Below are 26491 nucleotides of genomic sequence, written 5' to 3' on the forward strand. Positions count from 1 at the left end.
TTAAAAATGGAAAGAAGAAATTTTATCAAAAATACAATGGCTTTCTCAGTAGGAGCTAGCACACTTTATTCTGCTGCTGGTCAGTTTTTAGGCAAGCAAAATATGAGCGACGTAATCGTTGGTCATGGAGATTACAAGTACAAAATTGATATGCACTGGGGTTCATTGAATTCTCAACAAGTGCCTGTAAAGAACTGTCATGAAATGGTTCAGGATAGTATGGGACGAATTATACTATTGACGGATCACACGAAGAATAATGTCATCATTTACGATAAATCAGGTAAGCTTATCGAAACTTGGGGAACCGATTATCCGGGTGCGCATGGTTTAACCATTAATAATGAAGGTGGAGAAGACTTCCTTTACATCTGTGATAATAGTCTTCACTGTTTGATTAAAACGGACTTGAAAGGAAATGAGATTTTCAGACTTCCTTATCCTAAAGAAACAGGACTTTATGCTAGTGAAGGAAAATATGTTCCTACAGAATCGGCCATCGCTGCTAATGGAGATATCTACATTAGCGATGGATATGGATCACAATACATCATTCAGTATAATCATAAAGGGGAATTGATCAGAACATTCGGAGGTCGAGGTGATGGTCCAGAACATTTTGATAATGCGCATGGTATTGCTATCGATACAAGAAATGGAAAGGAGGAGTTAATGATTACGGCAAGGAAGCAGAATAAGTTTAAGAAATTTACAATGGACGGGAAGTTAATCGAGGTGATAGATCTTCCAGGAGCTTGGGTTTGTCGACCAGTAATTCACGGTGATGACTTATATGTAGCGACCATCTGGTCAGGAGAAAAAGTACCTAATTCAGGATTTGTTTCAATTCTTAATAAAGAGAATAAATTGGTTTCTGCACCTTGTGGAAGCATACCTACTTATGAAAATGGAAAGTTGAATCCTGTTTACCAAACACTGAATATATTTCAGCATCCACATGATGTATGCATAGATGAAGACGATAGTATTTATGTTGCGCAGTGGAATTCTGGCAATGTGTATCCGATCAAATTAACGAGGGTTTAATGCAGGTGATTTTTACGATTTTATTTTGTGGCTTTACGATCTTCCAAGCATTTGGACAACCATTCCATTTGTCTAGCCCGAAGGTGACTACTGGTGAGATCATCTTTTCTTCTGAGAGTTTTCTGAAAGCAGAGTTTGCTTTTGAAGGTGCTGCGTTAAAGTACACGGTAGATGGTTCTAAGCCCAATATGAATAGTAAGAATTACAGCGGAAAAATAAAGGTCAATAAAGATCAAACGATTAAGATAGCTGCTTTCCATAAGGACTTCTTGCCTAGCACACCTATCGAAGTAAGATTTATTAAAATTGACAATGAAAAAAAGATTAAGTCCTTAAGTATAGCTGGTGAAATTAGTGAACAATACAAAGGGGACTCTGAAAAGACATTATACGATTTACAAAAAGGGAGTGCCAATTTTAGTGATGGGAAATGGCTCGGATTTAAAGGTCAAGATGTAGGTGTTGCGGTAGAACTGGTGAAGCCAACTTCTAAATTGTCCGTGATGGTTAGTACGATGACGAATACTGGATCATGGATCATGGGACCTGGAAAAGTAGAATTACAGATCTGGGATGCTCATACTGAGAAATATTCAATAGTAGATGAAGTGACCCTCCCAAATCTCACGGAAGATGTTACTATAAATACACAGTTTATAAGTCTGCAGGCTAAATCAAAAAGACCGATTAGCAAATTTAAAATAGTCGTTAGCCAACTAGCGGAAATCCCAAAATGGCATCCAGGAAACCATGATAGTACATGGATATTTTTAGACGAAATTGTTGTGAAATAATATGCTAGAATTACTGGGCAGATTGCATCCGTTAGTATTACACTTACCCATAGGTATTTTAGCTTTCGCTTACGCGCTAGAGGTTTATGGGATATTCAAGAAAGAGGAAAATCTATCAAGCGCCCAATCCTTCACCTTACTGTTAGCTGCATGTTCAGCAACAATTTCTGTTGCAACGGGACTACTACTGACGAGAGGAGGAGACTACGCGGGTGAATTGGTTTCGAATCATAAATGGTTAGCAATCGGGCTGACGGTTATATGCTGGACACTATTCGTTATTCATAAAGCTTATGGAAAGAATGCAAAATTGAAAGGCCCGTATTATACATTGATGATCTCTTCAGCCGTGATGCTAGGAATAACTGGGCATCTGGGAGGATCTATCACGCATGGTGAAAATTTCTTGTTTGAGTCGAATGAATTAGCAGTGATACCAGATATCGAAAATGCGGTATTATATGCAGATGTCATTCATCCGATTATAGAGAAAAAGTGTATCTCCTGTCATAATCCCACTAAGTTAAAAGGAGAATATAATATGACTACTCCAGAGCTTTTAATTGCGGGGGGAGAAAACGGGGAAGCTATCCTTGTGGATGCTCCATCTGAAAGTCCATTTTTAAGGCGCTTGCATTTACCGATGAATGATGATGAGCATATGCCACCAGATGCTAAGCCTCAGCTTACCGATGATGAATTAAAATTGGTAGAATGGTGGATCAGCACTGGCGCTAGTTTCGATCAATATGTGGTAGAAACAGAGAATTACGATGAATATAAACCCATCGCAGAAAAGTTTCTTGCACCTCCGGATGTGGATATCTTCTCTAAAATAGAAAAGCCAGACTCTTCTACGATTGTACGTTTAGTGAGTAATGGATATAAATTATATCCTGTCAGCTCAGGGAATTCTTCGGTTTATGTCAATTTTTCTAATCGCTCCGATCTCAAAAAGAGAGACTTCGATCAGCTAAGAAAGATTCGAGACAATGTGTCACAACTGAACCTGGATAGTTCTTCACTCACGGATCAATTGATGTCGCAGGTGAATCGGTTCAAGCATTTGGAAAAGCTAGAATTACAAAATACAACTATAACTTCAGAGGGTATTAATTCCCTGAAAGAACTTAAGTTTCTGAAATCGTTGAATCTATTTAATACAAAAGTAGATGTGACTTCCATGGAGAAATTGCTAAGCTTTCCACAGCTGAGAAGCTTGTATCTATGGCGGACGGGATATACACCAGCGCAGATAGATTCGTTGAGAAAAAAGAAACCGAGATTAGATGTTATCTATGAGATCAATCAAGATATATTTTCTGATGTTTCACTGAAAGCTCCGATCATTAATTCAAAGTCCGAGATATTCAATGATTCCATGAAAGTTTCATTAGCGTTAAGTTTTCAAGGTGTTTCTATTTATTATACGACGGACGGCTCTGATCCGGATAGTAATTCCACAGTTTACGAAAAACCTTTCTACATTAAAGAAACGACTACTGTTAAGGCATTTGTCCAGAAGAAGGGTTGGGATTCTAGTCCGATTAACAGCAAGACCTTTGTGAAAAGTGGAAACAAGGTGAAGGATGTGAAGATGCATAATCAGCCACATCCTGGTTACAAGCAACTAGCACCGAAGAATCTAGTCAATAATAAAACGGGGAGCCTTGTTTTCAGTGATGGAGAATGGGTAGGATATGAAGGAGCACATGCGAGGAATACCTTCATGTTAGAAAAAGAAAATGAAATAAGTACAGTATCTGTAGGTGCATTAGAATCTACGTCAAGTTATATATTTTTTCCGGCTAGCATAGAAGTAAGCACTTCTGAAGACGGAAAGAAATTTACAAAGGTGGCAGAAGAAAGTTATGCCATTGCTGAAGGCGCGAATGGAGCAGAGCGTAAGATGTATACGCTGAAGTTTGAACCAGTAAAAGCTAAATGGGTAAAAGTAGATGTATTATCACATCTGAAAAACCCAGAATGGCATGAAGCTCCGGGCGCAAAATGTTGGATATTTTTAGATGAATTTATAATAAACTAATAAGACAGAATGAAAGTAAATGAACGAATGATGAAGCGTAATGAGAATATCCCCACCAGGATATTTGATAATGCAGATAAAGCATCGTGTCAGGTTGCTTTGGAAATTGCAGAACTAATTCGCGAAAAGCAATCGAAAGGAGAAAATTGCGTACTTGGATTAGCAACAGGTTCCACACCAGTGAATGTTTACAAAGAACTAGTAAGACTTCATAAAGAAGATGGACTAAGCTTTAAAAATGTAATCACGTTTAACCTGGATGAGTATTTTCCAATTGAACCAAAAGAATTACAGAGTTATGTAAGGTTCATGCATGAATATTTATTTGACCATATCGATATTCCTTCAGATCAGATCAATATTCCAGATGGAACATTGGCTAAAGAAGAGGTCTATGATTTTTGCCAAGCTTACGAAGAAAAAATCGAGACTTCTGGTGGACTAGATCTTCAGATTCTAGGAATAGGGCGAACTGGACACATTGGGTTTAATGAACCAGGTTCTGGAGAGGTTTCTGAAACTAGGTTGATTACACTAGATCACATGACTGTGATGGATGCTGCAAGTGATTTCTTCGGCGAAGAGAATGTTCCTACGAAAGCCATTACTATGGGAGTAGGAACCATAATGAAAGCGGATAGAATTATCTTAATGGCATGGGGTGAAGGAAAAGCTGGTATCATTAAGAAAGCTTTAGAAGGTCCAGTTAGCGATCAGATTCCTGCAACTTATTTGCAGAAGCACCCGAATGCAGAATTCATCTTAGATGAAGGTTCTAGTGCTGAGTTAACAAGAATCAAGACACCTTGGTTAGTGAGTTTCAGAGACTGGAACGATGAAGTTGAAATTAAGAGAGCGGTTTGCTGGTTAGGTCAGAAATTGAAAAAGCCAATTTTAAAATTGACCAATAGAGATTATGCTGATAATGGAATGGCTGATTTAATTACAACCTACGATACAGCATATAATATCAATATTAAGATTTTTAACGCACTTCAGAATACGATCACAGGATGGCCAGGTGGAAAACCGGATGCTGATGATACCAGAAGACCTGAAAGAAGAGAACCTGCTCGTAAAAGAGTAATTTTATTCAGTCCGCATCCAGATGATGATGTGATTTCTATGGGTGGTACTTTTTCAAGATTGGCCGAGCAAGGACATGATGTTCATGTAGCTTACCAAACTTCAGGAAACATTGCTGTTTTTGATGATGACGTGGTAAGGTTTGCAGATTTCGTGAATGACTTTCATACTTTCTTTGATATGCCGCAACAAGATGTTCAGCAGTTATTTGACGGCGTAAGAGAAGACATTGAAAATAAAAAGCCAGGAATTCCGGATTCAGATAGAGTTAAGAAGATTAAGGGGTTGATTAGAAGAGGGGAAGCGAAAGCAGGTGCTCGTTATGTAGGCATTCCAGATGAAAAAATGCACTTCTTAGATATGCCTTTTTATGAAACAGGGACTGTTAAAAAGAAAGACTTATCGCAAGAAGATATTGATATCATTAAAAAACTGTTCAGAGAAATAGAGCCGCATCAAGTATTTGCTGCAGGTGACCTTTCTGATCCACATGGAACGCATAGAACTTGTCTGAATGCGATACTAGGCGCAGTGGAGCAATGCAAAGAAGAGCCTTGCTTAAGTGATATGTATCTTTGGTTGTATAGAGGCGCGTGGCAAGAATGGGATGTGCAGGACATCGACATGGCTGTACCATTGAGTCCAGATGAATTGCTTAAGAAAAGACGAGCGATTTTCAAGCACCAGTCTCAGAAAGATAGAGCGATGTTCCCAGGAAATGATGCTAGAGAATTTTGGCAACGTTCTGAAGATCGTAATAAAAATACAGCAAGAGTCTATGATGAATTAGGACTGCCTGAATACGAAGCAATAGAAGCTTTTAAAAGGTATTACTACTAACGATCTTGATGGGTAAAATAATAGCCTACTCCGAAAGATACGTTCGGACGAAGTAAAAATAGATCTATAATATCGCGGGAAATCATTTGATTTTCCGCGTTTTTATTTGGGTCATACGCCGCACCATCTATATAGACATAGTTAGCTAATTCTAGTGGCATTTTTAACGTAACGATGATCTTATCGTTGATGTTAATTTCGATCTGTGGATTTACATTTAACGCTGCACCGTATGTTTGTAATTTCATTTCAAACATGGAAGTTCTAGTAGGCTCGTAATTTCTTACGGTTATCCTTGGGTCTATAGATCCTGAAAAGCCATAAGAGAATCGAGGCAATGATTCATGGGTAAACATTTTACCGATTTCCACTCTCAGGTGGAGATCTGATTTTAGCTGCTGATAGGCCTTGAAATTACTGTCATCTGGGGAAATGGGCCCGTTGATATGATAGCTAGAACCTTTAGCGCCAGCCACTAATATTTCCCAGAAAAAATTATTTTGATTTTGAACGCGGGTGGAAAGCCCTATCTGTTCCGAAGTTGCAAAATTAATTCTAGGTGAAAATGGATACGCTTGTCCTGTGATATCCTCGAAGTCAAAGTGATTATTGGTTTGAACAACATTAAATAGCGCAGAAATATTTTTTTGACCTGAAGTAATTGTTGCAATAAACAGAAATGAAAGAAGAAATGTCAGTTTATTCATCAGAGGGTTTTTGCGTTCCTATGGTAAAAACGATTTTTAACGCACAATAGTATTGAAGTTTTAGGGTTGTTTTTTGTAAAATTTCAATTTGATCGAGATTAGTTCTCGAGTTTTTGACTTAGCGATTAATCTGAAACATGGAATAATCAGTAATCGATGAGTGAATTTAAGGTGAGATTTGTGTAATCTGGTTCAATTATTGAACTTGTATTTTACATGAAAGGTAACAAGCCCTCTAAGAAGAAAATCTCTTTTCCTATATCTGAGGATTTTGATTTTTATTTAAAGAATTATAATCGGTATCTCGAATTGCCATTGCAATATCTAGATATGGAAAGATCTATCGGTGGATTTCCGCTAATGGATCGAAATGGGAATGAAACTTTTTGGAAGACCTTGATCTATGATGAGGCAGAACGAATGGAGTTGCATAATCATCTATGCGAAATTTATGCCTTATTGAAGACGGATGGAGATATGAAGGTCATTGAACACCTGAAGGTAGATCGAATCGATTTTTGCACCTTTGGAAATACGAATCCTTATAGAGTTCGTATCATTAATAGGCTGAATGATAATTACGATCACTTTTATATAAAGCGAATAGACGCTTCTAGAATTTATGGACTTGAATTAGAGGATTTGCTTTCCCCGAATCGAATTAGTTTTTTATACGATAGGCATACATTAATAGAAGAACATATCGCGGGAATCCCAGGAGATGATTTTGTCAAAAGGAATATTGATGTTTCTGCTTTCGACCAAATCAGGATTGCAAAGGAGTTTATTAAGTTTAATGAGCGATGTTTCGTGCGCTTGCTCGGTGACATGCGCTCGTATAACTACATCGTAGACATCACACCAGACATTGACGGAAATCAATATAGGATTAGAGCAATTGACTTTGATCAGCAATCTTATGAAGGCCGGAAGAACTTTTATCTACCTCAATTTTTTAAAGAAAATAACGAGATCATTAAACTTGGATTAGATCACTTGAGTAATGAAACGGTAACGCAATACCAATTCGAAGAACGGTCATTAATTACTAGAAGAGCAAAGACTTCAAGTATCCGGCTGAATAAATTATTGAAATGTATGATAGCAGATAAGCTATCATTTGATCCAAAAATAGACCAACTCAAATCAGAGCTGGCCTATCATCATAAGTCTCATATATTCGATACTTGTAACTCTATGGGAGAGTTGGTGTTAGCCAATCTGAAATTGGTCCTCCTCAAAGAATTCAAGCAAAGTATAATTAAGTTTTGAGGTTTATCTTCTAAGAAGTCCACCTAAAAATTTCATTCCCATTCCCGCTACATCATCCATTACACTACCGTCACCATCTGAATCAAGAATTTTTTCAATCATACTTAATTCTTTTCTTTCTCCTGCAGCTTGTTTCACAGATCCACTTAAGAAGTCAAATACATTGTTTTGATTCACAACGTTTTGAGTTTTAGCTTTTCCTAAGCTACCCATTACGATAGGTGCTAATAACTGAAGAAGTTTTCCTGATTTCAAGAAATCTAAACCAGTTCCTTGACTTAGCATTGCTACGATGTTATTCGTGTTTCCTCCTAAAAGGTGTTCAAGAATTCCTAAACCATTATTTGATCTTGAATTAGCCGCACTAGAGCTTCCTGATAGAAGACCTACTACATCATTAAGAATGCTTCCATCATGATCTCTATCAAGCGCACCTAATAGTGAAGATGCTTTAGCTGGATTAGCTGATTCTTTAGAAAGTGCACCTACTATAGCTGAAATTGCTCCTTGTGCTGCAGTAGCAGTAGTCGCTTCATCAGATCTAATCTGCTTACTAAGTGTTGCAATTACGTCAGGTGTTAATTGTTGTTGAATGAGGTTAAAAATATTATCCATTTTTTTTTGTTTTTTGTAAAGTACACATGCTTTACCAATTATAAAAAAGTAATTAATATATAATTTATATATATTTTTTACACATATTTAAAAAGAGCCAATTTCTACTTAATTTACATTCTAATTCAAATCGTTGAGGAACTATTGCAATCTCTAACTGTGTTTGCAATTTGAAGATATAAAATAATTTTCTAATTGTACTGTTTACCTATTTAGACGCCGTACGACTAAAAAGTAACATAAAAAATCAAAATGAAATCAATAATTTTCTGCTGTATTCTCGCTACATTCTCTTTTTCAAGTATTTATGGTCAAGTAAGTTCTGCTGAACAAGCCGTTAAAAAAGCTGAAAAGAAGGTAGCTGACAAAATGATTGAGAAAACTTTCAATGGATTAGTAAACAAGCTTTTCGGATCCGATTCTACCAAAACAACTGAAAACACATCTGTGAGAACAGATTCTACGGTGACTTCGAATAGTAGTCCATTCGGAGGTTTGTTTTCTTCTAAGACTGTGGACAAGGAATTTAAGTTTGACATGACCTTGGATATGGAAATGGTCACTAAAGACAAAAAAGGTAAAGGAGATGTTATCTATGTCAAAGCGCATTATTCTCAGGACAGTGCATATATAGGTACAGAAATGGAGAATATCTTTAATATTATGGATTTTGGAGATAAAAAGAACTATGCCTTAATGGGAGGTAAAGTGACGATTATGAATTTAGAATCATTTATTGACAAGGCGAATAAAAAGGCTAAAAAGAAAGAAGAAAACGAGGAAATACCGGAATTTACAAAAACTGGCAAAACCGAAATGGTAGCAGGCTACAAGTGTGATGAATACTTGGTCGAAGATGAAGATTTTACTGGCCATTATTATATTGCCAATGGAATAGGATTGAATCCTGAAGTATATGCGAAGACTTTCGATGCTAATCCAGCAATTAATTATCCTAAGGATCAAAGAGGAGTCATTCTCAAAATGGTCATTGAAAATACTAAGGACAAAACGACCACGACTATGATTACGAAGGAAGTCATCAAGCAAGAGTTAAATTACGACCTGAGCAAATACAAGGCAACAGACCTTTCTAAGCTCTTTTAATCTTGTTTTGTTAAATTAGAAAAGTGGAGTTGTTTCGGTAGATGTCCTGTTAATTACCTTTTAACGGTCTCAGTTTTTAGTATTTTAGCGGGTGATAAAAAAATCTGCTTAAAAAATTAAACCCTATACTAAATGAAGTATCTATTTTCATTGGCTTTTGTAGCCATTTTCATAACATTTGCTCAGAGCCAAGAAAGAGAATGGCCAAAATTAGATGCAAGTGTATTAGATGTGGAGTATTTCCCCGAAGAAGTTGCATGGAGAAATTACCTTCCTAAGGAAGCACAGAACATCAAACCAAAAGTAAAGGTGGTTTATTCAAGACCACTTAGGAAAGAAAGAAAAATATTTGGAGAATTATTGAAATTCGGAGAAGAATGGAGATTAGGAGCCAATGAGGCAACAATGATTACATTCTACCAAGCGGTAACTTTCGGTGAAACGACAGTTATGCAGGGAACATATTCCATGTCTGCGATCCCAAATAAAGATTCTTGGACGTTACTATTATCCACGGAATCTGGAATCTGGGGAAATGCGAATAGAGATCAATCGTTGACAATTGCCACTGCCGTTGCACCAGTGAAAACGATCGATAAAACAAGAGAAGCCTTATCCATGACTTTCCAAGAAATAGATGATAAGACTGCTAATCTTGTTATCGAATGGGAAAACACAAGAGCTACTTTACCAATTGGATTTAATCCAGTCATTTTTGGTGCCGTGGATCCAAGTCCAATGGATATGGCACATTATCCTTCGAATAGTGCATTTAATAATTATGCAGAATCAGTGGATAAGAAAGCTGATCCGATTATTCAAGTTTACTACAGCAGACCTCAGAAGAAAGGAAGAAACATTTTCGGAGAATTGCTTAAAGACGGTGAAATGTGGAGAATCGGTGCTAATGAGGCGACTGAAATTGTATTCTACAAGGATGTTCAAGTGGGAGATAAGAAATTAGAGAAAGGTAGATACGCGATGTTTGCAAAATTGAATGGAGCAACCTGGGATATTATCTTCAGTAAGGATTATCCGATATGGGGAGAAGCAAATCGTGATGAAACGAAAGATGTTGCCTCAGTGAGTGTTTCTGTTTCTAAGGAGAAGGAGGTGATAGAAGCGCTATCTATCATATTCGAAGAGAAATCTGAAAATTCTGCTGATATGATTATTGGCTGGGATATGACGAGTGCGGCGATTCCTATTTCCTGGAAATAAAATTTAAAATAAAAAATGTAATGCTCCGGTTTTAATTAATCGGGGCATTTTTTAGTGGTATTATTTAGTGATTGAAAATAAAGCTTTTTTTATTGAAAAATTAATATTTTTTATCTACTATTGTTACAAATTTCATAAGCCTAACACCAAAACATGTATAAATATTCAACTTTCCTTGTTTTTCTTATTTTTTCATTCAGTCTTTCTGGACAAGAATCTTCCTCCCAAGATTTGCATAACGAATTAATTTCGAACTACAATATGTACGCACCAAGTACACTTGCTGCTCAAGCTCCTGGTGATGTGGGCTATTATAACATGTCGGCAGGACAAGGAGTGTCAGATCAGGCTGCGGCAATTAATAATGCTGGCTTTTCGCCAGTTCAGATCTTTGATCTTTCTGAAGTTGAATTAGCGAACATTGATGTTTTGATAGTAGATAACCCTGACAATTATAGTTATGGTGCGGAGTATTTAGCTCAGTTGAATGTTATTGAAAATGCGGTTAATAATGGTTTAGTTCTAGTGATGCACGACTTTTATGTTACGGAAGCAGCGACTGTTTTACCCGGAGGAGAAAATATCTCAATTTTAAGGGAATTAAGTAATGATGCGGTCGTTGATATCCAAGACAACAGCACTGTGATAACCAATGGTCTTGACAACGCAAGTCTAGATGGAGGAGACTCTTCAAGTCATGGGTATGCTGAAGCAAATACTTTGCCAGCTAACAGTCTCAATATATTGTCTAGAACTGATGCTAACGAGTCGGTCACTTTTGTTTACCCGTTTGGCGCAGGTTCCGTGATTTACTCAACAATTCCTGTATCCCATTACTATACTAGAGAGTCCCCATTTGCTCTCAATACACATATTTACATGCAAAACGTTGTGGAGTATGCAGCGAATCTTGAAGATAATGCGGCAGCAGTTCCAACTTTAAGTCAGTGGGCAATGATTGTTCTTTCCTTACTTTTATTCATATTCGGAATTTCAAGTTTCAAAAGTAAGCAAACAAATCTTGCAGCTTGCTAAGTTTGAGTTAGGAAATACGACTATTTTAGGGGAATGAAGTAAGACATCGTCTAGTATATCAAGATCATCATGTGGGTTCAATATGAACTAGATGGGTATACACTCAATTGTGCAACCTATAAAAAGCAATTCTTGACATTAGGAGGTCTAATAATTTTTACTAGTGTAATGGATAAATAGCGCTTTAGAAATCGAGTACTTTTTTAAAGGTGTCACTATGTAAAATGCAGAAAGATCTATAAAAAGTAGTTGTTAAGCCTATACTTTTTATTTTTGCATAAAAAAGAAATATGATTGATAAGTCTATCTCGTTAAGAGCAGCAGATAATATAAGAATACTTTCTGCCGCAATGGTTGAAAAAGCTAAGTCAGGTCACCCTGGTGGTCCTATGGGAGGTGCAGACTTTATGCACGTTTTATTTAGCGAGTTTTTAAATTTTGATCCTTCTGACACGAGCTGGTTCGCAAGAGACCGTTTTTACTTAGATGCTGGTCATATGTCTGCTATGCTATACTCGACATTGGCATTGTTTGGTAAATATTCTATGGAAGACCTAGCTGATTTCCGCCAATGGCAAAGTGTGACGCCAGGTCACCCAGAAAAAGATTTCGAGAGAGGAATAGAAAACACATCAGGTCCACTAGGACTAGGACATGCATTTGGAATTGGTTCTGCCATTGCGGAGCGATTTCTAGCACAACGTTTTGGTAAAGTAGTGGAACACAACACATTTATCTACATTTCTGATGGAGGAGTTCAAGAAGAGATTTCTCAAGGTGGTGGAAGAATAGCAGGTTACTTAGGACTTGGAAATATTACCATGTTTTATGATGCGAATGATATTCAGTTATCCACAGAAGTAGATGCAGTAACTAAAGAGGATACTTCAGCAAAATATAAAGCTTGGGGATGGCATGTAGTTACCATCGATGGTAATGACCATGACGAGATCAGAAAAGCGCTAAAAGAATGTATCGCTGAAACAGACAGACCAAGCTTAATCATCGGAAAGACGATTATGGGTAAAGGGGTGAGAAGTGAATCTAATGATTTATACGAAGGTGAAGTGGAATTACACGGAAAACCTTTAGGTGCTTCTAACGCTTCTTATGAAAAAACAATAGAAGGCCTTGGTGGATCTCCAGATAATCCATTTCAGATATTCGAAGATGTTCAAGCACACTATGCTAACGTCATTTCTGAAAAGCAAAGTGCAGCAGCAGCTCAGAAAAAAGAGTTTAAAGAATGGGTTTCTAACAATAAAGGCTTAGCTGGGAAACTGGAGAAGTTTATGAATAGAGAGCTGCCAAATATCGATTGGGAATCTATCGAGCAAAAACCAAATAATGCAACCAGAAATGCATCTTCTACCGTTCTTGCACATTTTGCAGACAACATAGAAAACATGATCGTTGCTTCTGCTGATTTATCCAATAGTGATAAGACAGATGGTTTCTTGAAAAAAACAACTGCTTTCACGAAAGGTGACTTCAGCGGTGCGTTCTTACAAGCAGGAGTTGCAGAGTTAACGATGGCAGCCTTGGCAACTGGGATGGCATTACACGGTGGAGTGATCCCAGTTTGTGCAACATTTTTCGCATTTTCTGATTATATGAAACCAGCTATAAGAGTAGCTGCATTAATGGAACAACCAGTAATCTTTATCTGGACGCACGATGCATTCAGAGTAGGGGAGGATGGACCTACACATCAGCCGATCGAACAAGAAGCACAAATCAGACTTCTAGAAAAACTAAAGAATCACTCAGGAAATAATTCATTCTTAGCGCTAAGACCTGCAGACGTAAATGAAACAACGGTTTGTTGGAAATTGGCACTGGAAAATTCGAATTCGCCTTCTGGACTGATTTTGTCAAGACAGAACATAGAGAATATTCCAAGTGATAATGGGTACGAGGACGCTCTAGGCGCAGCAAAAGGTGCGTATATCGTGAAAGATTGTAATGGAACTCCTGATGTTATTCTTTTAGCGAATGGTTCAGAAGTAGCGACATTATTTGACGGAGCGAAATTACTAGAAGAAAGAAAAGATATTGCTATCAAAATTGTAAGCGTTCCTAGTGAAGGATTATTCAGATCTCAATCTAAGACTTATCAAAGATCGGTATTAGATGCAGATGTTCCTAAATTCGGAATGACAGCAGGATTACCAGTAAACCTAGAAGGACTTACCGGTGATACTGGAAAGGTTTGGGGATTAGATCATTTCGGATATTCAGCACCTTACACGGTATTAGATGAAAAATTCGGATTTACAGGAGAAAATGTATACAAGTGTGTTAGTGAATTACTTGATTTGTAGGATCTAACATTGACCTAAAAAAATAAAGCCCAGATTTTCTGAAATAATGAATTTCTGGGCTTTTTAATATGAAGACATATATGAATATTTAATATATGATATTTGGTTCTCTATAAGTGGTTGATTGTTAAGTTAAATGTCCTAAAGAAAACAATTTGTCCTAAAAAACACTCAAGTTCAGAAATTCCATTAACGAAATAGTTTTTAATCAGTTCTTATAATATATGATGCTTATTTTCATATTATCAACCCTATTTATTAGACAATAAACTACTTGAAATGACAAAACAATTACTCCTTACTTTATTTTCAACTCTATTTTTATTCACAACACAAGTCTTAGCTTCAGAAAATTACGTTGGCGGTATTATATCCTTAATGGATGGAAGTACTGCAACCAGGACTTGTGTAGGTGATGGAATTGCTGACCCTATTATGGTTATGCTGATGGACGCGGAAGGTCCGAAAAGTACCTTTGTAGTGACTGATACAGCAGGCATAATATTAGCGATTCAGACGAGCAATACCTTTGATTTCGAAGGGGCAGGCGCTGGAACATGTCTTATCTGGCACATGGGATATAAAGATATCGTTGGAGCTTTTAAAGTCGGCATGAATAAAGATGATGTGCAAGGATGGTTAGACTTTTCTAATGCGATAACCATTACGAGAGAACCTATTGCAGCATCTAGTATTTCCTCAGATGATAGGACAACCATCGAAATATGCATCGACGGTATTCCCGATCCATTTACGGTTCAATATACCCAAGGCATCGGAAAATATCATAAATGGATTATTACAGATGAAGATCTGAATATTCTTGCCCTAACGAATAGCAATACTTTTGATCTAGAAGGAGCTGGGGTAGGAACTTGCTTGATATGGAGATTGAATTACAATCAGATATTTGGAAATATCGTCGGACTGAATGCAGCGGATCTTGGTGGATGTTTTATGCTTTCGAATCCCATTACAGTGGTTAGACAGAAAGCTGAAAGTTCAGAGATTGCTCTTGCAGATGGAAGTACAGAAATGTCTATCTGTGCGGGAGATGGTGTGTCTGATGAATTTACACCTGTTCTTACTGGAGGAGAAGGTGAATTCAATCAATGGGTGATTACAGATTCAGATAAGAATATACTTGGGCTACCGGATGGTCCGACGTTTGATTTAGAGGGAGCTGGCCCTGGTGTTTGTTTATTGTGGAATCTTAACTATAATGGCCAATTGCCCTCACTAACTGCGGGAAGTAACTTAGAAGATGTTATTGGTTGTGCCGCCTTATCTAACGCGATAACAATTAATCGGAATGGTGTTTCAGGAGGTGTAGTTTCTCTAGAATCAGGAGGAACGGAGCTTTCTATTTGTGCTGGAGATGGAATACCGGATCCGTTCACTGTTTTAGTGGAAGGAGTAGAAGGGAGCCAGAAAAAATGGGTAATAACGGATACGGACTTGAATATTTTAGGTCTTCCGGAAGGACCGACATTCGATCTAGAAGGTGCAGGTGCAGGAACATGTTTGGTATGGTGTCTATCCTATAATGGAACAATAACGGGTGCTGAAGTTGGAATGAATGTAGGTGATATAGAAGGATGTTATGGTGTATCTAATGCAATCACTGTAACGAGAAGTGGCGTCCAAGCATCGACCATTGAATTAGTAAGTGGAGGCGTAGAATTGTCTATTTGCGCTGGCGATGGTAATCTTGATTTATTTACTGTAAACTCTGAAAATGGTGAAGGAGAAAATAGGGATTGGGTAATTACAGACACAGACCAAAATATTTTAGCACTTCCTAATGGCCCTACATTTAACCTTGAAGAGGCGGGTAGCGGCGTATGTTTGCTTTGGGAAGTTAATTACAACGGGGTATTATCGGGTTTGACAGTAGGTGAAAATGTTGGCAACTTCGAAGGGTGTTTTGTCCTTTCTAACCCGATTACGGTGACTAGAAATGGCGTTTCGGCGTCTGCAATTGCGATACAAGGTGGTGCAACTGAAATCGATATATGTGCAGGAGATGGAATCTCGGATGCTTTTAACACCACACTTGAAAAAGGAGAAGGCGAGAACGGAATCTGGGTGATTACGGACTCTGACTTAAATATTTTAGCATTTCCGGAATCTTCGACTTTTGATTTAGAAGGAGCAGGAGGAGGAACTTGCTTGATATGGTATGTATCCTATAATGGTGACCTTGAAGGAGCAGAAGTTGGTGGATCAGCGAATGATATCACTGGATGTTTTGCACTTTCTAATGCAATCACGGTAAACAGAAGTGGTGTGGAAGCATCGGCAATTGCACTAGAAGACGGAGAGATAGAATTCTCTATTTGTGCTGGTGATGGTGTAGCAGATCCTTTCACCGTTACGTCTTCTGAAGGAATAGGAGAGAGTAGTGCTTGGGTGATTACGGACTCAGACTTGAATATACTAGGACTACCTGAAGGTCCTACATTCGATTTAGAAGGAGCTGGAAGCGGAGTGTGCTTGCTATGGCAGGTAAATTATAATGGTACATTGACGGGAGCTGTAGTGGGTGAAAACGCTGGCGATTTATCAGGATGCTTTGTATTGTCTAACCCGATTACGGTGACTAGAAATGGCGTTTCGGCGTCTGCAATTGCGATAGAAGGTGGTGCAACGGAAATCGATATATGTGCAGGAGATGGAATCTCGGATGCCTTTAACACAACTCTTGAAAAAGGAGAAGGCGAGAACGGAATCTGGGTTATCACGGATGATGCATTGAATATTTTAGCATTTCCGGAATCTTCGACTTTTGATTTAGAAGGAGCAGGAGGAGGAACTTGCTTGATATGGTATGTATCTTATAATGGTGACCTCGAAGGAGCAGAAGTTGGTGGATCAGCGAATGATATCACTGGATGTTTTGCACTTTCTAATGCAATTACGGTAAACAGAAGCGGTGTGGAAGCATCGGCAATTGCTATCGAAGGTGGAGGAACAGAAATTGCAATCTGCGCAGGTGATGGAATTTCAGATTTGTTTACAGCAGAAGTCAGTGGGGGCGTCGGTGAATTTAGCGCCTGGGTTATTACGGATGCAGATCTTAATATATTGGCACTACCAGAAGGTCCAGGTTTTGATCTGGATGGTGCTGGAGAAGGAACGTGTCTGCTTTGGAATGTGAATTACAACGGAACAATTCGTGGTCTAGAAGTCGGAGCAAATGCTGCTGATTTATCTGGATGTTTTGTTTTGTCTAATCAGATTACTGTAGAAAGAAGTGGAGTAGAAGGTGTGGAAATAGCAATAGAGGGTGGAGGAACAGTGATGGATATTTGTGCTGGCGATGGGATATCTGATGAGTTTGCAGTGAATGTGGTCGGAACACCTGGCATGGATTTTCAATGGATTATTACCGATTCTGAATTAAATATTCTTGGACTTCCAGATGGACCTACTTTTGATCTTGAAGGTGCGGGTGAAGGTCAATGTTTACTTTGGTATTTATCATACAATGGTACTATAGAAGGACTAGAAGTAGGAATGAATGCAGCGGATTTAATAGGTTGCTCTGCACTTTCCAATTCAATAACCATCAATAGAAGTGGGATAGAAGCATCAACAATTGCTACTGTTGCGGGATCGACTGCTTTTACCATTTGCGCTGGAGATGGCATTTCAGATCTTATTACTGCAGTTGTCAATGGCGGATTGGGTGATTCCAGTGGCTGGGTAATAACAGATACATCAGGATTGATATTAGGATTGCCAGAGGGACCAAGTTTTGACTTAGAAGATGCAGGAGCAGGTATATGTCAAATTTGGAATTATCACTACAACGATGAATTAGATGGATTAGTGATGGGCGGAAATGTAAAGGATTTAATAGGATGTGTTGCTTTTTCTAATCCAATAACGATTACTAGAGACGGAGTCGAAGGAGCAAGTATTTCATTGGATGGAAATATTACGGAAATGGATATTTGCGTAGGTGATGGAAACGCTGATATGATTATGCCTCTTGTTTCAGGTGGTATAGGCAGTAAAACAGCGTGGATAATTACAGATGCAGATACAAATATTATAGCACTACCTTTTGCGCCACCATTTGACCTAGAAGGTGCAGGAGAAGGCACTTGTTTGATCTGGCAATTATCTTATAATGGAAGCATATTTGGAATTGACCTAGATGAAAAAGCTTACAACATCGATGGTTGTACTGCATTATCTAATCCAATTATCATCAATAGAAAAGCAGTAGATGGTGGAATATTAACTTTAGAAAATGGAGAAAATGAAATTACAATTTGTGCTGGTGACGGTCAGTCAGATGCATTTAATGTGAGTATCGATAGCATTGCTGGCGATAGCAGTGGATGGATTATCACGGATCAAGACTTGAATATTCTTGGTTTGCCAGCAGCTCCACCTTTCGATTTAGAAGGCGCAGGAGTCGGAGTTTGTTTAATATGGCATGTTTCTTACAACGGTGAAATATCTGGTGCAGTTGTCGATTCGAATGCGATGAATATTGCAGGATGTTATTCCCTTTCAAACCCAATCACCGTTACAAGAGTGGATAACGGAGATTTGTGTACTTCTGGTTTATTGACAGAAAATGATGTTGATATTTTTCCTAATCCATCTAGATCTATCATTAATGTAACATTGAAAAAGCATCTTTCAGATGATCTTCAAGCAGATATTTTCGATGCTTACGGAAGAAAAGTGGTTGCGAATCGAAATATGACTGATGATGGTATGGAGGTCAATATTGAGTCATTAGATGTTGGTGTGTACTACCTTAAAATAATAGCTAATAAAGAATCGGTAATCAAGGAATTTATAAAAATATAAAAAACATAAAACACGAAGTATTAGAAAGCATTGATCACTTATCCGGTCAATGCTTTTTAATTTTAACGTGATTCATAGGCAGAATCTAAGTCAGGTTTCTATAATCTTTCTTATTTTGTCAATTCTATAAACCAATCTAGATATGAAAAACAGACTACTTAACGTATTGCTCATTACTTTTCTATTAGGCGGAATCTTTACTCCAGCATCCGCTCAATTCTTCAAAAAGAAGAAGAAGGAAGAGCCCAAAGAGCAGAAGAAAGAGAAAGAAAAATCAAAATTTAAGAAGTACAAAGACATTATCACAGAGAAAGCTATTTCAAGTGACGGTCTTTTCAGTGTGCACCAAGTGGAAGACAAATATTACTACGAAATTCCATTTGACAAGCTAGAAAAGGATATGCTTTGGGTAAGTCGAATTTCTAAAATTCCGAATGGAGTAGGAGGTGGATATGTCAATGCTGGTTCTAAGACCAATGAACAATTAGTCAGATGGACGAGGGTAAATGACGCGATTCACTTGAAGTCGATTTCTTATAATAGTGTGGCGAATGATACCTTGCCTATTTATATTTCTGTAAAAGCTAATAACTACGAACCAGTAATTGCTGCATTTAAGATAGAAGGATTTAATGAAGACAGCACGAAAGCACTGATAGAAGTCAATAATTTATTCCTAAGCGATGTGAGGGCGATTACAGGACTTTCAGAACGAATTAGAAAACAGTATAAAGTAAAAAGCTTAGACAGCAAGAGGAGTTTTATCAGCAGAATGTCGGCTTATCCAGAAAATGTAGAAGTGAGACATGATATGACTTTTTCTGCATCAGAACCTCCATCGAATGCACGAACAGGAACCATCTCATTGCAAATGAGCCAGTCGATGTACCTCCTTCCGGAAGAGCCTATGATTCCTAGATTGTATGACCGAAGAGTGGGATGGTTTACGATAAGTCAAGTGGACTATGGTTCAGAAGCATTGAAAGCGGATGAAAAAACCTATATCAGAAAGTGGAAGTTGATACCGAAGGACATTGAAGCATATAAGCGTGGGGAATTAGTAGAACCAGTGAAGCCGATCGTTTATTATTTAGATCCAGCAACACCGAAGAAGTGGCGTCCATACTTTAAACAAGGAATCGAAGACTGGCAAGTGGCTTTCGAGGCAGCTGGTTTTAAAAATGCCATCATTGCTAAAGACGCTCCTACGCCAGAAGAAGATCCAGATTGGAGTCCTGAGGATGCTCGTTATTCAACAGTAAGATACGTTGCGACGACTACCAGAAATGCGATGGGACCTAGTGTTTCAGATCCGCGATCTGGAGAAATAATAGAAAGTGATATTGTATGGTACCATAACCACTTAAGATCATATAGAAATAGATATTTAATAGAAACAGGAGCTGCTAATCCACTAGCAAGAACGCTGAATACGCCAGAAGCTGAAATAGGAGAAATGATGCGGATGGTGATTTCGCATGAGATCGGTCATGCTTTAGGTTTGCCACATAATATGAAAGCATCCTATGCTTATCCGACAGATTCGTTAAGATCGGCAAGTTTTACCCAGAAATGGGGGCTTGCTTCCACATTGATGGATTATACGAGATATAACTATGTAGCACAACCTGGAGATGAGGGTGTGCGATGGGTAAGAATGCTTGGGCCTTATGATTCTTATGCTATCAACTGGGGATATCGATATATTCCGGATGTGAAGATTCCTGAGGATGAGAAAGCGACATTGACAAAGTGGATAGTTGAGAAAGAAGGAGATCCGATGTATTTATTCGGTGGTTCTAATTCCTTCGATCCGAGTTCACAAACAGAAAGTGTCGGTGATGATCCGATTAAGGCAAGTACCTATGGACTTTCCAATTTGAAAATTGTAGCTGAAAATTTATTAGAATGGACTTCACCGGAAGATAAAGATTATGCTGACTTGGAGGAATTGTACGGAGAATTAATAGGTGTTTGGTCGAGGTATTGTGGGCATGTCATTACCAATGTTGGAGGAGTCTATGAGTTGAGAAAAACAACCAAGCAGGAAGGGATTTCATATGAGCATACTGCAGCCTTAGAGCAGAAGAAATCTATTGCTTTTCTGAACGAGCATGTATTCTCAACACCTACTTGGTTATTACAAGATGAAATATTAAGAAACATAGAACCATCTGGATCTACGGATAGAATTAAATCATTGCAATCCCGATTGCTCGGACGATTGCTGACGACTAGTAGACTGGAAAGAATGATCGATAATGAAGCATTGAATGGTGAGGACGCATATGAGTTAGTTGAAATGATGGCAGAAGTAAGAAATGGGATATGGGCAGAAGTAAAAGCAGGAGGGAATATAGATCCTTATCGAAGGAATCTTCAGCGGAGTCATGTCATGAGATTAGGATCGCTTTTAGAAGCTGATATGAAGGATAGGACGGATATTAGTGCGGTGACGCGAGCTGAGCTGGTAGCGATACTAAATCTTGCGCAATCGAATGCAAGTAGATATTCAGCTGGAATCGAGCGTTATCATCTAGAGGATATTAGTGCTTTGGTTTCGGAGATATTGGAGAAGGAATAGAGCTGATGGTATTGATGTGACGCTTATTTGATGAATGTGAAAAAGAGGAATTAGATCACCGAGCGGGAGGAACGAGGGATCGTTGAGCTATTGCAGGACTATGATTGTGTATCTGGAGGAGTTAATTAACGCTGATAGGCCTTCGCTATTTCATAGCCTCACTGAATGTGAGAAAAAGGAATTAGATCACCGAGCTGGAGGAACGAGGGATCGTTGAGCTATTGCAGGACTATGATCGTGTATTGTGAGGAGGCAATTAACTCTGATACGCCTCTCAATTTCATAGCCTCACTAGATGTGAGACCATGAAGCTCGGCTTTTAATTTCATAAAACAACATATAATTCGGTGAGGTTAAAATCGTTTCTTTTTCTTCCTCCTATCCTTTGATGCCTCCTCCGTTTTTGATGATGAATTACTTAACTCAATTAGCTGACTTAATTCTTTTTCCGTGAGGTTTCTCCATGCACCTATTTCCATGTTACCCAAACTCACATTCATTATTCTAGTTCGCTTCAGTTTCGAAACTTTGTAATCAAGAAACTCACACATCCTTCGAATCTGTCGATTAAGTCCTTGAGTCAACACAATCCGAAAAGTGTTATCATTGATTTGCTCTACTTTACACTTCTTTGTAACAGTCCCTAAAATTGGAATACCATCACCCATCTTTCTTATGAAAGCCGGAGTAATAGGCTTATTTACAGATACGATATATTCCTTGTCGTGATTGTTCCCAGCCCTTAAGATCTTATTGACAATATCACCGTCATTCGTTAAGAAAATTAGTCCTTGTGATGGTTTGTCAAGTCTTCCTATCGGAAAGAGTCTTTGCTTGTGCTTAATCTGACTGATGATATTCTTCTTTTCAGATAAGTCAGTAGTACATACAATTCCTACAGGTTTGTTGTAAGCGATAAATACTTTTTTAGGATTGCTTTTGATATAAGCTCCATCGACGATTACCTGATCACCCTCCTGAACTCTGTTGCCTTTTTTAGCTGGTTCTCCGTTCAGCAATACTCGGCCTTGTTCTATCAGGCGGTCTGCTTCTCTTCGAGAACAATACCCAGTAGAACTTATGTATTTATTGATTGAGATAGAAGCGTCATCTGCCATAATTATATTGAGTCTTTGATGGCCTTTTCTATATCTGAGAGCAGGTTGTTATTTGATTCTTTAATAAATGTTTTACCAGTAATTTGCTGGTATAAGTCAATGTATCTTTCCGAAACTTCCTGAACAAAATCATCAGGCATCACCGGCATTTGTTGGCCTTCAAGACCTTGGAAACCATTTTCCATTAGCCATTCTCTGACAAATTCTTTAGATAATTGTTTTTGCTTTTCTCCTTTCTTCTGACGTTCGTGATATCCTTCTTTGATATAATATCTCGAACTATCAGGTGTATGGATTTCATCCATTAAAAGGATTTGCCCATTGTATATTCCGAATTCATATTTAGTATCTACTAGAATGAGTCCTTGTTCATCTGCCATAATTGATCCTAGGGTAAACAAGTCTCTCGTATATTTGCATAGCAATTCCCAAGTTCCTTCATCTACGATTCCTTTTGCTAGGATCTCATCTGCCGAAATATCCTCATCGTGCCCTTCTTCTGCTTTGGTTGCTGGAGTAATGATTGGTTCTGCAAATTTATCGCCTTCTCTTAATCCTTCAGGCATAATGACTCCACAGATCATTCTTCGTCCTCCACTGTATATTCTTGCTGCATGACCAGCCATGTAACCGCGAATAACCATTTCTAGCATAATCGGCTTACATGCTTTCCCGATAGCCACATTAGGGTGGGGTGTAGCTTCTAGCCAATTCGGTACAATATGTTTCGTAGCTTCTAGAAAATGTGCTGCAATCTGATTAAGCACTTGACCTTTATAAGGAATTGGTTTAGGGAGTATATGGTCAAAGGCAGAAATTCTGTCCGTTACCACCATTGCAATTTTATCTGGAAATGTATAAACTTCTCGCACCTTTCCTCGGTAGAAAGATTTTTGATTCTCAAACTTAAAATTAGTATTTCCGACCGTATTCATACCCTTGTTTTTAGTCAATGCAAAAGTAAAATTAATATACCAAAGACTTCTTTTCAAATGCCTTTTTATTTCAATATCGTTTTTCAGACAGGCAAATCCAGAAAATTTTAATCAGATAGGATCAGAAAAATCAAATCGGCTACGTATCCTGCTAAAGTTTTAAGTGCTCCTGATTGGATAAATTATAAAAATCGGCATAAGATTGTACTTTGTGAGGAGTGTTCTAAATGAATCCTAAAAGTTATAATCAAATAAATAAAAATTGATAAATGAGTAATATCTCCGAAACCAACCGTCCTGTGGTTAAGCGATATCAGAATCAATTTATTGAATTGAATTTACACCGAGGAGAATCCTATACTTGGAAACCGTAAGTCAGTAGAAACATTAGAACTACTTTTTGGTAGATGCTTCCATTGATAATAGTAGAAATTTTAGCGTTGCAATGAGTGATCGAGACCGAGGGGTTTTATTGTTTGTTCTTAACTTGAGGGTGAAAATGTCCGAAAGTTAGGTCAAGACCATTTGCACTACTTCTCTAACACCTGACCTCTTTCCTCCAGTATAGTTTTTAATTGATCGTATGGAACATCTTGAACAGGAACATCTAGATCAATGGCTAACGCTGCCGCCACCGTTGCCGATTGTGCAAGTAGCATAAAGACAGGCTCCATTCTTATTGAACCAAAAGCAATATGACTTGCAGAAACACAAACTGGAACAAGTAAATTCCTACATTCTTCCTTTTTAGGTATTAAAGACCCATATGATATCTGGTAAGGTCCCTTTGTATTCACACCTATATCTCCTTCGTTTTGTACGAAGCCATCTGCTTTTACATATCGTTGCACATTATGAGAATCCATGGTGTAAGAACCCATGCCGATAGACTTTGTAGTTGGTCTTTTCTTGAGCAATTCATTTTCAGTCATGACGTAGTCACCGATCATTCTTCGGGCTTCCCTCACGTATATTTGATGCGACCAGTTTCCATTGTCTATAAATTCATCCTTGGCAAGACCCCAATTGCGCATTTCCGTTTGAATTTCAGCAGGAACTCTTGGGTCATTCGCGACAAACCAATAAAGCCCTTTTTGGTATTCTTCATGCTCTTTGATAATTTCCCTTCTGCGTTCGTAAGATGCGTCAGGATAGTCGTAATTCATGCCAATGTTATCGCTACTTAAAGGACCATGATTATTAGTGTCCGTTTTATGATTAGGCATAACATCGAACTTTTCAAACCAATCATCACGGCCTGTTGCAAAAGATCTAGCTAAAAGTTCGTAATTCATTGGATCGTAACTTTCTGGTTTTGGAAAAGGAATTCTATTGGATGGATGATTCGTTAAGCAAGAACGAAAGCAGTAGGCTTGAATTTTATGATCTCCACTTCCTTTTTCTCCAGGATGTTCTCCAGATACTCTTGGTAGCAGTCCACTGGATGGATCTCCAGGGATGACATAGGGTGAAATATCGGATTTGAACCAATGCTTATGATGCAACACGCCTGTCTGCACTCCGTTCCATTCTTCTCCATAGACATCAGAAGCTTCTCTTCCGACATGATAACTCACTCCTGCAGATGCCATGAGGTCTCCTTCGTATGTTGCGTCAATATATACCTTCCCATGATATTGCTGACCGTCTAATGTTGTGATGGAAATAATTTTACCATTGTCCATAATGACACCCTTTTCTCGATCTAGCCATTGTTCTTTATCGACTCGAATATCAAATTCATCAAGGAATCCTTCGAAAATATTTTCTGCAACATGCGGTTCAAATATCCACATGGTTCTGCTCTCACCGTCCATATCGCGGCTTCCTTGCCCCTTGGTTCCATATTCTCCTCTCTTTTGCCAATTCCAAGCCCCATCTGTATTGTAATGGAGATATACCCGATGATAAAATTCTCTCGCCAATCCACCAATAACACTTTTGTTTCCAGTATCCGTCCATCCAAGTCCTCCAGAAGTCAACCCTCCGAGGTGCTTATCTGGTGAAACGACAATAACAGACTTGCCTGATTTTTTAGCTTCTACAGCTGCGATGATAGCCGCTGAAGTTCCACCATAAATGATGATGTCAGCGGTGTTTTCTTGTACTGGAACACTCTTATCCAATTGCGCATGAGCTGGGTATAGATATAAAATTGCTAAGACGATTAGCAAGATTGATTTATGGAGCTTTGAAATTAACATCGTTATTCTATTATAAAATTTACTAGTGGTTAATGTTTCGAATTCAATATAGAAAAAATAGGATTAGATTTGGGTTTTATGAAATGATAAATGCAAGAAGAGTATAACTATGATTGAGCGATAAAGATATTCTTACAAGTGAAAATGGACTTGCTAGTTCTTGATTTATTTAAATTTAGAAAGTTGGGATTTTACAGATGTATTGACTCAAACCTCCTAAAAATAAAAAAGTGATCATCCATCTGAATGATCACTCTAATTATATATTTTCTTAGAAAATTAACTACAAATTTCGTAGCATATTTCTATCAACGATTATGTCTTTTAATTCTTTAAGCGCTGCATATTCTACAGGCAACACTTTCTTAAAGGCTTCTTTCATCGCAAAATAAGTTCCTTTCTCAGAGTCTGGAAGGATTTCTTTTACTTTTGATTTTACCAACTTAATATCATGTTTGATCATTCCTCTGATCGATGGGATATCATGCCAGTCACCTTCTATTGCATAGGCTCTAGATACATTTCCGAATTCATCCTCGAAAGGATCTAGCTCGATAATATGTTCTGGGTCAACATTCAACTTTTGGCTGATTAAATCGCCTTGAGGGATATTCCAAACATCAGGATCGTTTTCTAAATTTGAATTGACTAGAAATATCTCTAATCCTTTCTCATGGCAACGATATATTATAAATCTTACTTGATCAAGTGTACTCATATTG

The 26491-nt window shown here is 38.1% G+C and carries 17 protein-coding genes; 11 read left to right on the forward strand and 6 right to left on the reverse strand.

Annotated features, from left to right (window positions below; translation table 11 throughout):
* Window positions 1–6: 6 nt before the first annotated feature.
* From L2586_RS19210 to nagB, 4 genes are read left to right on the forward strand one after another with little or no spacing between them, the layout of a single operon-like run.
* Window positions 7–1047 (forward strand): 6-bladed beta-propeller, encoded by a 1041-nt coding sequence (locus L2586_RS19210; protein WP_235294569.1) that lies wholly within the window; start codon window positions 7–9, stop codon window positions 1045–1047.
* Complete coding sequence (locus L2586_RS19215; protein ID WP_235294570.1) at window positions 1047–1841, forward strand: chitobiase/beta-hexosaminidase C-terminal domain-containing protein; 795 nt, start codon at window positions 1047–1049, stop codon at window positions 1839–1841. Before L2586_RS19210 ends, L2586_RS19215 begins: the two co-directional genes overlap by 1 nt.
* A 1-nt stretch (window position 1842) precedes the next feature.
* Complete coding sequence (locus L2586_RS19220; protein ID WP_235294571.1) at window positions 1843–3888, forward strand: chitobiase/beta-hexosaminidase C-terminal domain-containing protein; 2046 nt, start codon at window positions 1843–1845, stop codon at window positions 3886–3888.
* 9 nt (window positions 3889–3897) lie between these two features.
* Window positions 3898–5814, forward strand: coding sequence for a glucosamine-6-phosphate deaminase (gene nagB / locus L2586_RS19225; RefSeq protein WP_235294572.1), 1917 nt, complete (start codon window positions 3898–3900; stop codon window positions 5812–5814).
* Here the strand turns inward: nagB and L2586_RS19230 are convergent.
* Complete coding sequence (locus L2586_RS19230) at window positions 5811–6521, reverse strand: hypothetical protein (RefSeq protein ID WP_235294573.1); 711 nt, start codon at window positions 6519–6521, stop codon at window positions 5811–5813. The two genes, nagB and L2586_RS19230, sit on opposite strands and share 4 nt — an antisense overlap.
* Window positions 6522–6737: 216 nt before the next feature.
* Between L2586_RS19230 and L2586_RS19235 the strand changes: the two genes are divergently transcribed.
* Window positions 6738–7793: a hypothetical protein gene (locus tag L2586_RS19235; RefSeq protein ID WP_235294574.1), complete on the forward strand. Its 1056-nt coding sequence runs from the start codon at window positions 6738–6740 to the stop codon at window positions 7791–7793.
* 3 nt (window positions 7794–7796) lie between these two features.
* Here L2586_RS19235 and L2586_RS19240 read toward each other — a convergent pair whose 3' ends face one another.
* Window positions 7797–8408 carry a DUF937 domain-containing protein gene (locus L2586_RS19240; RefSeq protein ID WP_235294575.1) on the reverse strand — a complete coding sequence of 204 codons (612 nt, stop codon included), beginning with the start codon at window positions 8406–8408 and terminating at the stop codon, window positions 7797–7799.
* Between the two features lie 252 nt (window positions 8409–8660).
* Here L2586_RS19240 and L2586_RS19245 point away from each other — a divergent pair, with 252 nt between their 5' ends.
* The 6 genes from L2586_RS19245 (at window position 8661) to L2586_RS19270 (ending at window position 21512) form a co-directional block, all read left to right on the forward strand.
* On the forward strand, window positions 8661–9515 hold the full coding sequence (locus L2586_RS19245) for a DUF4412 domain-containing protein (RefSeq protein ID WP_235294576.1): 855 nt from the start codon (window positions 8661–8663) through the stop codon (window positions 9513–9515).
* A 132-nt stretch (window positions 9516–9647) separates the two neighbouring features.
* The gene (locus tag L2586_RS19250) at window positions 9648–10736 is read left to right on the forward strand and encodes a DUF2911 domain-containing protein (RefSeq protein ID WP_235294577.1); all 1089 of its coding nucleotides are present in this window, start codon (window positions 9648–9650) and stop codon (window positions 10734–10736) included.
* A 153-nt stretch (window positions 10737–10889) separates the two neighbouring features.
* Window positions 10890–11771: an IPTL-CTERM sorting domain-containing protein gene (locus tag L2586_RS19255; protein WP_235294578.1), complete on the forward strand. Its 882-nt coding sequence runs from the start codon at window positions 10890–10892 to the stop codon at window positions 11769–11771.
* Between the two features lie 290 nt (window positions 11772–12061).
* Window positions 12062–14095, forward strand: a complete 2034-nt coding sequence (locus L2586_RS19260) for a transketolase family protein (protein ID WP_235294579.1) — start codon at window positions 12062–12064, stop codon at window positions 14093–14095.
* Between the two features lie 279 nt (window positions 14096–14374).
* Entirely contained in the window at window positions 14375–18928 is a 4554-nt protein-coding gene (locus L2586_RS19265; RefSeq protein WP_235294580.1) for a T9SS type A sorting domain-containing protein, read from the forward strand.
* A gap of 142 nt (window positions 18929–19070) precedes the next feature.
* The gene (locus L2586_RS19270; RefSeq protein WP_235294581.1) at window positions 19071–21512 is read left to right on the forward strand and encodes a zinc-dependent metalloprotease; all 2442 of its coding nucleotides are present in this window, start codon (window positions 19071–19073) and stop codon (window positions 21510–21512) included.
* A gap of 353 nt (window positions 21513–21865) precedes the next feature.
* Here L2586_RS19270 and rluF read toward each other — a convergent pair whose 3' ends face one another.
* The 4 genes from rluF to L2586_RS19290 form a co-directional block, all read right to left on the reverse strand.
* Window positions 21866–22630, reverse strand: coding sequence for a 23S rRNA pseudouridine(2604) synthase RluF (gene rluF / locus L2586_RS19275; RefSeq protein WP_235294582.1), 765 nt, complete (start codon window positions 22628–22630; stop codon window positions 21866–21868).
* Between the two features lie 2 nt (window positions 22631–22632).
* Window positions 22633–23565, reverse strand: a complete 933-nt coding sequence (locus tag L2586_RS19280; protein WP_348535533.1) for a phosphoribosylaminoimidazolesuccinocarboxamide synthase — start codon at window positions 23563–23565, stop codon at window positions 22633–22635.
* 530 nt (window positions 23566–24095) lie between these two features.
* The gene (locus L2586_RS19285) at window positions 24096–25769 is read right to left on the reverse strand and encodes an FAD-dependent oxidoreductase (RefSeq protein ID WP_235294584.1); all 1674 of its coding nucleotides are present in this window, start codon (window positions 25767–25769) and stop codon (window positions 24096–24098) included.
* Window positions 25770–26052: 283 nt separating this feature from the next.
* Window positions 26053–26487, reverse strand: coding sequence for a hypothetical protein (locus L2586_RS19290; protein ID WP_235294585.1), 435 nt, complete (start codon window positions 26485–26487; stop codon window positions 26053–26055).
* Between the last annotated feature and the right edge of the window lie 4 nt (window positions 26488–26491).

This window comes from Portibacter lacus, assembly GCF_021533215.1.
Lineage (GTDB): Bacteria > Bacteroidota > Bacteroidia > Chitinophagales > Saprospiraceae > Portibacter > Portibacter lacus.